Genomic DNA, 7,979 nt, shown 5'->3' with positions numbered 1-7,979 from the left:
GTCCGGCGTTTGAGGACGAGGGGGTTCGGGGGCTGGCCCCCGAAACGGGGTCTGGGGCGGAGCCCCAGGAGAGTGGACGGGAACGGGTAGGGGCGGCGGGGGCGAAACCACCCAACGCCAACCCCCCGCGCGCCTAGAACCCCGCCGGCTCCGTATACACCCCCCACTCCTCCCGCAAGACGTCACAGATCTCCCCCAGCGTCGCCTCCACCCGCACCGCGCCCAGCATCGGCTCGATCATGTTCGAGCCGTCCCGCGCGGCGGCGAGCATGGCCTCCAGGGCGCCCCGCACGGCGACCTCGTCCCGGCCCGACCTGCGCTCGGAGAGCACCCGCACCTGCTCCCGCTCCACCTCATGACTGACCCGCAGGATCTCCAGGTCACCCGTCACGGACCCGTGGTGGACGTTCACCCCCACAACCCGCTTGTCGCCCTTCTCCAGAGCCTGCTGGTAGCGGAACGCGGACTCGGCGATCTCCCCGGTGAACCAGCCGTCCTCGATCCCCCGCAGAATCCCGGACGTGACCGGCCCGATGGGGTGCTGCCCGTCCGGATGAGCCCGCAGCCCCCGCTCCTTGATCTCGTCGAAGATCCGCTCCGCCTCGGCCTCGATCCGATCCGTCAGCTGCTCGATGTACCACGAACCGCCCAACGGATCCGCCACGTTGGCGACCCCGGTCTCCTCCATCAGCACCTGCTGCGTACGGAGCGCGATCTCCGCCGCCTGCTCGGAGGGCAGCGCGAGGGTCTCGTCCAGCGCGTTCGTGTGCAGCGAGTTCGTACCGCCCAGAACCGCCGCGAGCGCCTCCACAGCCGTACGCACGACGTTGTTGTACGGCTGCTGGGCCGTCAGCGAGACACCCGCGGTCTGCGTGTGGAAGCGCAGCCACTGCGCCTTCTCCGACCGCGCCCCGTACACGTCCCGCATCCACCGCGCCCAGATCCGCCGCGCCGCACGGAACTTGGCGATCTCCTCGAAGAAGTCGACATGCGCGTCGAAGAAGAAGGAGAGGCCAGGAGCGAACACGTCCACGTCAAGACCGCGCGAGAGCCCCAGCTCCACGTACCCGAACCCGTCCGCGAGGGTGTACGCCAGCTCCTGCGCGGCCGTCGACCCGGCCTCCCGGATGTGGTAGCCGGAGACGGACAGCGGCTTGTACGCCGGGATCTTCGACGCGCAGTGCTCCATCAGGTCGCCGATGAGCCGCAGATGGGGCTCGGGCTGGAAGAGCCACTCCTTCTGCGCGATGTACTCCTTGAAGATGTCCGTCTGGAGCGTGCCGTTCAGGACGGACGGGTCCACACCCTGGCGCTCGGCGGCGACCAGGTACATGCAGAAGACCGGCACGGCCGGCCCGCTGATCGTCATCGACGTCGTGACGTCACCCAGCGGGATGCCCTTGAACAGGACCTCCATGTCGGCGGCGGAGTCGATCGCGACCCCGCAGTGCCCGACCTCGCCGAGCGAGCGCGGATCGTCGGAGTCGCGCCCCATGAGCGTGGGCATGTCGAAGGCCACGGACAGACCGCCCCCGCCGTTGCCCAGGATCGATTTGTAGCGCTCGTTCGTCTGCTCGGCGTTCCCGAACCCGGCGAACTGCCGGATGGTCCACGTCCGCCCTCTGTAGCCGGTCGCGTAGAGCCCCCGCGTGAAGGGGTACTCACCCGGCCAGCCGATCCGCTCGAACCCGTCGTACGTGTCGCCGGGCCGTGGCCCGTACACCGGTTCCACGGGATCGCCGGACAGCGTGGTGAAGTCGGCCTCGCGCTTGCGTGAAGCGTCGTAACGGGCCTGCCAGCGTCGGCGGCCCTCTTCGATGGCGTCAGCGTCCATACCTTCGAATTTACTAGGACGTCCAAGTAAATGTCGATGGCAGACCGCCACGGACCACTCCGTGGCGGTGGGGTCAGGCTTTGGCGACCGCGGCCGGGTCCTCCACGACCTTGGCCTCCAGTTCGTGTGTGACCTTGCGCTCCACGAAGAACGCGGCCGTCGGAACCGTGCCCGCGAGCAGCACCCACAGCAGCTTGGGTACCGGCCACTTCGCCTTGGAGCCCAGGTCGAAGGCGAAGATCAGGTAGACGACGTACAGCCAGCCGTGCGCGATACTGACCACACGCGTGAAGTCCGCGGCGCCGTCCACGTCGAGCACGTACTTGCCGACCATCCCGAGGGTCAGCAGGACCAGCAGGACACCGGTGACATAGGCCATGACGCGGTAGCGGGTCAGCACGCTTTTTTTCATGAGTACGAGCGTAACCGGGGGTTTCGTACGATCTTCGGGCGCCCCCGGACCCGTACGCCCCGGTCCTATCCCTCGTCGAAATCGTGCGCGGCGATGCGCAGGGGCCGCAGCATCGCGAAGATCTCCATGCACTCCTCCGCGTCGTACACCCCGAGCCCGAAGTCCATCGCCATCAGGTCGCGGGTGGCGGCCTCGCAGACCTCGCGGCCCTTCTCGGTGATGGTGGCGAGCGTGCCGCGCCCGTCGTTGGGGTTGGGGCGCTTGTCGACGAGTCCGGACCTGACCAGGCGGTCCACGGTGTTCGTGACGGACGTCGGGTGCACCATGAGCCGCTCGCCGATCTTGGACATCGGCAGTTCGCCCGCCTTGGAGAAGGTGAGCAGCACAAGCGCCTCGTAACGCGCGAACGTCAGCCCGTACGGCTTGACGACCGCGTCGACCTCGGCCAGCAGGATCTGGTGTGCGCGCATGATCGAGGTGATCGCGGCCATGGACGGCACGGACCCCCAGCGCTGCTTCCAGAGTTCGTCGGCGCGGGTGATGGGATCGAAAGGAAGACTGAGCGGCTTCGGCACGGCAAAGACCCTACCGGCCGGTCATATCGCGGTCAGCCCCGTCTCGCGCCTCGGTCTCCACCGGCCGGCGACGGACCGGGCGGCCCCTCGGTGTCGCACCCCTGCCCCTTAAGTAACTTATGTAACGATAGCCGGACAAAATAACTGACCGTCACCTTTGCCCAAGGGGGCAGGATGTCCCGGCTGATCCGTATCTTCGTCGCGCTCGCGGCGCTCGGACTCGCGGCGGGCTGCTCGTCCGAGTCCGGGGTCGACAAGACCGCCGCCGTCCGCGAGGCGTCCCCGCAGGTGAACCCCGCCGGCGGTCCACCGTTCTGGGTCGACCCGGGAAGCCCCGCCGCCCGGCAGGTCCAGGAGTGGGAGCAGCAGGGGCGCGACGAGGACGCGCGGTTCCTGAAGCGCATCGCGGACCGGCCTGCCGCGCTGTGGCCCAGGGGCGACGATCCGGTGCCGATGATCGAGTCGGCGACCACGGCGGCGGCCGAGGGGCAGCTGCCGGTCGTGTTCGTCGCGTACAACATCCCGCACCGCGACTGCGGACAGCACTCGGCGGGCGGGGCACGGGACGCGGGTGCCTACCAGCAGTGGATCGGGCGGTTCGCGGCGGCCATCGGGGACAGCAAGGCACTCGTCGTCCTGGAGCCCGACGCGGTCGCGCACATCGTGGACGGCTGCACTCCGGCCGAGTACCACGCGGAGCGGGAGCAGTTGCTCTCGGAGGCGATCGTGCGGCTGAAGCAGCAGCCCAACACCAAGGTGTACCTGGACGCGGGCAATCCCGACTGGATCAAGGAACCCTGGAAGCTCGTCGAGCCGCTCAAGCGGGCAGGCATCGCGGACGCCGACGGTTTCGCGCTGAACGTCGCCAACTTCCAGACGGACGAGGACACGAAGGAGTACGGCCACCACCTCGCGCAGGATCTCGGCGGCAAGCCCTTCGTCATCGACACCAGCCGCAACGGCAACGGCCCCCTGCGCGGCGACCCCGCCGAAGCCTGGTGCAATCCCCCGGGCCGCGCCCTGGGCACCCCGCCCACGACGAAGACCGACGACCCCCTCGTGGACGCGTACCTCTGGATCAAGCGCCCCGGGGAGTCGGACGGAGAGTGCCGCGGCGGGCCGGCGGCGGGCCGGTGGTGGGCGGAGTACGCACTGGGCCTGGCCCGCAACTCGAAGGTGGCGTGAGCGCTCCGCTGGGAGGTGCGGTGCGGAATCTGCGGGTTCGTTGTGGCTGGTCGCGCAGTTCCCCGCGCCCCTGAAGGAAGGCCTGCGGCCTCCTTCAGGGGCGCGGCGCGGCACCGGACCGGTTACTTGACCTGGATCCACTTCGCCTTCGACGGTGTTCCCTCGGCGTCCGTCACGAACAGCATGTACCAGCCCGGCGGGACCAGGGTCGGGTCCTTCGGTACGTCCACGGTGATGGAGATCTTCGTCCTGGTGAGGCCCAGTGCGATGGACCGTTGCTCGACGTCCGTCGTGTGGGTGACCGCACTGGGGCGCATCAGGCGGGCCTTCACGATGCGGTCCGGGTGGCGGGTCGCGAAGGTCGCGCGGCGTTCGGCATCGAGTTCCCGGGGGCCGCCGCCGAGCATCGGGCGGTTCTTGCCGTTCTTGTGGAGGGCGGGCGGGGTGTAGATCTCCATGCGCTGCTCGAAGTGCCCGAGTTTGGTGTTCTGCTGGTCGTCGAAGAGCGGGTCGGAGCCGAAGGTGGCGACGCGGCCGTCGGGCAGCAGCAGCGCCTCGGAGTGGTAGTTGCGGCCGACCTTGGGCGAGGCGGCCGTACGGAAGGTGTTGGACTTCGGGTCGTAGAACTGTGCCTTGAGGATGTTGCTGGCGCTGCGGCCGCGGTAGTCCTCGGAGCCGTTGGACGTGAAGACCGAGTCGTCGGGCATGATCACGCTGTTCAGGTAGCGGGTGCCCTGGGGGAGGTCGGGGCCGTCCTCGAAGACGGGGTTGTCCTTCTTGAGGTCGATGACGGCCGTGCGCGGGGTCGACTTGCTGGACTCGCCGACACCTCCGCCGCCGAGGACCATCACCTTCTGGTCCTGCGCCGGGGGCAGCAGGAGGGAGGCCGAGGTCTCCGTCTGGTCCTCGTCCCTGAGGCCGGGCACCTTCTCGAACGTGTTCGTCCCGATGTCCCACAGGCCGGCTGCGCGGCCGAGGTTGTCGGGCCCGTAACCGGCGTTCGAGGCCGGGTAGAAGAGCTTGCCGCCCTTGGTGAGGAAGAGCGCGGGATACGTCGGGAAGTAGCGCTTGGGTCCCGCGTTCCACGTCCTGGTCTTCGGGTCGTAGATCTCGTTGTCACCGGGGTCGATCATGCCGACGTCGTCGAGGCCGGAGACGGCCAGCACCCGGCCGTCCTCCAGGCCGACGAGCGTGGGGTACCAGCGGGCCTTGGCCATCGGGTCGACCGGGATGTACCTCTCGGCCACCGGATCGAACTCGTAGGCGGCCCTGATCCCCTGGAAGTCCTGCTTCTCCATGGTGATCTTCTCGGAGATGCCGTACGTGTTGATCGCGTCCTTGCCCTTCAGGCCGACGACCTCGTACTGGGCCTGCTTGTCGGCGACCGACCGCGGTCCCTTCTCGGCGGCCTCCACGAAGACACGGGCCTCACTGGCGGTGATCTTGGTCTTCCAGGGCTGCATGACGCCCGCCCGGTAGGTCACCTGCTGTGTGCGCTTGGCCTTGGGGACGGTGGCGTCGAACCTGCTGACGTACTCGACTCCGGCGGGCGAGCGGAAGCGGGTGCCCTTCTTGAGTCTGATCACCTTGTCGGGGTTCTCGTTCTTCACGCGCATGCCGCCGCCGGCGCGCTCGATCTCGCCGTCGAGCAGTTCGTAGCGGGCCGTGCCGCCGGCCACGAGGAGTCTGCCGCTGGGGAGTTGGGCGTGGCCCGCGCAGAAGAAGTCCTCCGGGGTGGGGATCTTCTTGAAGGTGTCGGTCTTCGGGTCCCACAGGACGGTGTCGAAGGAGCCCTCGTCGAATTTCTTCTGCTCGTTGCCGGAGCCCGCGACGATCAGCACCTTGCCGGTGTGCAGGAGGGCCGCATGGATGGCGTTGGTGCGGTACGCCTCGGGGATGTCGAGCTGCGACCAGGAGCCGTACTTCGCCTTGTAGCCGGGCTGGGCGATCTTGTACTCGTAGTACTTCTCCGTGGCGAAACCGATCGCGGCCGGGGCGTTGAGTCCGGCGAGTACCACGAAGCCTCCGACGCCGAGCAGCGTCTTCCTGGTCCTGTTCGAGGGACGGTAGGACATCGGCTAGTCACCTCCTGTCGTGCCGCTGGTACTGCCCGCGAGCGCCGGCGCGGGCGCGGGCTCGCTGTCCGTGACGCGTGCGGGGACAGTGACCGGCTGCCGGGTCGCTCTGCGTTCCTGGATGAGGCCGGCTGTCCACACGACGACCGGAGAAAGCGAGATGGCCAGGGCGAGAACGGCCCAGGTCCGCATGGCCGCGTGGGTGTTACCCAGGACGAACGACGCGATCAGCGAGACCGCCAGGACCGCCGCCCAGGAGAGGTGGATACGGAACGTCAGCAGCTGGTCGGGGCTGGCGTCGTCGCCCTTCGGGGTGATCACGAAGCGGCTGGGGCGGCGGACGACGGCCTCACTCAGTGACTTGAGGTAGATCGGCGCACACAGCGCGGACATCGCCATGCCCGCGATGCCGCCGGAGCCCGCCGGTTCGTGCGGGGAGACGTTGTGCCGGCGGTTCCACAGGTAGAGGCCGATCTGGAGGGCGGCCGCGTCGCTGTAGAGCATCAGCCATATGGAGACGGCGACCTGCGTCCCGGACGCCCCGAACCAGAGGAACAGGCCGCAACTGAGGATCCCCAGCAGCCAGTTGACGGCCGTCATCGGGTAGTAGACGAGCATCAGCGTGTACGAGAAGAAGCGCCCGGGCGGCATCTTGAACGGTGCCTTCCAGTACTGCTTGAACAGCGTCTCGTACGTACCGCGCGACCAGCGCATCTGCTGGGTGAAGAAGTCCGTCCAGGAGGCGGGGCCCTCGCCGACGGCGAGCACGTCGGGGGTGTAGACGGACCGCCAGTGCCCCCCGGTCTTCGGATTCCGTTGCCGGTGCAGTTCGAAGCCTGTGGCCATGTCCTCGGTGATGGAGTCGTACAGGCCGCCGATCTGCCGGACGGCCGCGATGCGTACGACGTTGTTGGTGCCGACGAACATGGGGGCGTGGTAGCGGTTGCCGGCGCGCTGGATGAGGGCGTGGAAGAGGAACTGCTGGGATTCGGCGGCCTTGGTGACCGGAGCGGTGTAGTTCCCGTAGACCTGCGGTCCGACGACGAAGGCGACGTCCGGGTCACGGAAGTAACCCATCATCCGCTCGAGGAAGTTGGGGAGCGGTATGTGATCGGTGTCGACGGAGGCGAAGAACTCGTATTCCCTGCCGTGCATCGCGATCCACGCGTTGTAGTTGCCGTGCTTGGTGCGGGCCTTGTGGACGCCCTTGTCGCGGTTCCACTCGGGGACGCCGCGGCGGGTGAAGTGCCGTACGCCGAGCTCCGCGCACAGGGCCTTGGCCCGGTCGTCGTCGCCCTCGTCCAGGAGCCAGACGTCGAGCGGCCCGGAGTGGGTGACACGGGTCGCGCCCTCCAGGGTGGCGCGGACCATGGAGAGGGGTTCCTTGCCGGGTACGTACGTCGTGAGGAAGGCGACGCGAGTCCCGGCCTTGGGAACGACGGGTATCGGGTCCCTGGCGACCAGGGTCGCGTGGGCGATGGACACGACGTTGACGACCATGAACAGCTCGATCAGCCCGATGGCTATGAGCATCGTCATGTCGAGCCCGACCAGCCAGCGGGCTCCGCCCTCGCGGTCCACCCAGTGGGTGGGCCACACCAGATAGACGAGCAGAATCCCGGTGAACAGCGGGGCGAGCGTCATCAGCAGGACGGCCCATATTCGGTGCGGCTCGCGGGACACGAGCTTGGTGTACTGCACCCGGTACGCCTTGCCGGACGGCTCCGTGAGCGGTCCGGCCAGTTGGCTGTGGGTGTCGTAGTCGTAGCCCTCCGGCCGCACATCGCCCTCCAGTGATCGAACGAGCCCGATACCTATACAAAAAGGGTGATTTGAGGGCGTGTCGAACTGAGGGGGGCCGAAAGAGAGGGAACGGGGTGCCTACGGGGGTGGTGGGT

General features: G+C 68.1%; 6 protein-coding genes. 1 reads left to right on the top strand and 5 read right to left on the bottom strand.

Going from position 1 to position 7,979, the window contains the following annotated elements:
- Window positions 1–133 precede the first annotated feature (133 nt).
- The 3 genes from G5C60_RS48345 to G5C60_RS48335 all read right to left on the bottom strand — a co-directional run bounded on the left by G5C60_RS48345 (window position 134) and on the right by G5C60_RS48335 (window position 2,821).
- On the bottom strand, window positions 134–1,834 hold the full coding sequence (locus G5C60_RS48345; protein WP_165270281.1) for a coenzyme B12-dependent isobutyryl-CoA mutase large subunit: 1,701 nt from the start codon (window positions 1,832–1,834) through the stop codon (window positions 134–136).
- 73 nt (window positions 1,835–1,907) lie between these two features.
- Window positions 1,908–2,246: a DUF3817 domain-containing protein gene (locus G5C60_RS48340; protein WP_165270279.1), complete on the bottom strand. Its 339-nt coding sequence runs from the start codon at window positions 2,244–2,246 to the stop codon at window positions 1,908–1,910.
- A gap of 65 nt (window positions 2,247–2,311) precedes the next feature.
- On the bottom strand, window positions 2,312–2,821 hold the full coding sequence (locus G5C60_RS48335; RefSeq protein ID WP_165270277.1) for a MarR family transcriptional regulator: 510 nt from the start codon (window positions 2,819–2,821) through the stop codon (window positions 2,312–2,314).
- A gap of 174 nt (window positions 2,822–2,995) precedes the next feature.
- On the opposite strand from G5C60_RS48335, the gene G5C60_RS48330 reads away from it, so the two are divergent.
- Window positions 2,996–4,006 (top strand): glycoside hydrolase family 6 protein, encoded by a 1,011-nt coding sequence (locus G5C60_RS48330; RefSeq protein ID WP_165270275.1) that lies wholly within the window; start codon window positions 2,996–2,998, stop codon window positions 4,004–4,006.
- 122 nt (window positions 4,007–4,128) lie between these two features.
- On the opposite strand, the gene glxA is transcribed toward G5C60_RS48330, so the two are convergent.
- Both glxA and G5C60_RS48320 read right to left on the bottom strand, forming a co-directional pair.
- The gene (gene glxA / locus G5C60_RS48325; RefSeq protein WP_165270273.1) at window positions 4,129–6,081 is read right to left on the bottom strand and encodes a radical copper oxidase GlxA; all 1,953 of its coding nucleotides are present in this window, start codon (window positions 6,079–6,081) and stop codon (window positions 4,129–4,131) included.
- Between the two features lie 3 nt (window positions 6,082–6,084).
- Window positions 6,085–7,863 carry a glycosyltransferase family 2 protein gene (locus G5C60_RS48320; RefSeq protein WP_165270271.1) on the bottom strand — a complete coding sequence of 593 codons (1,779 nt, stop codon included), beginning with the start codon at window positions 7,861–7,863 and terminating at the stop codon, window positions 6,085–6,087.
- Window positions 7,864–7,979 lie beyond the last annotated feature (116 nt).

Origin of the sequence: Streptomyces scabichelini (assembly GCF_011045015.1) — a bacterium.
Lineage (GTDB): Bacteria > Actinomycetota > Actinomycetes > Streptomycetales > Streptomycetaceae > Streptomyces > Streptomyces scabichelini.
The sequence above is the reverse complement of the archived record's forward strand: the minus strand, read 5'-3'. Positions and strand labels throughout refer to the sequence as shown.

Excerpts from the sequence above, each read along its gene's own strand:
- G5C60_RS48345 (WP_165270281.1), bottom strand. The coding sequence starts at position 1,834 with ATGGACGCTGACGCCATCGAAGAGGGCCGCCGACGCTGGCAGGCCCGT.
- G5C60_RS48340 (WP_165270279.1), bottom strand. The coding sequence starts at position 2,246 with ATGAAAAAAAGCGTGCTGACCCGCTACCGCGTCATGGCCTATGTCACC.
- G5C60_RS48330 (WP_165270275.1), top strand. The coding sequence starts at position 2,996 with ATGTCCCGGCTGATCCGTATCTTCGTCGCGCTCGCGGCGCTCGGACTC.
- glxA (WP_165270273.1), bottom strand. The coding sequence starts at position 6,081 with ATGTCCTACCGTCCCTCGAACAGGACCAGGAAGACGCTGCTCGGCGTC.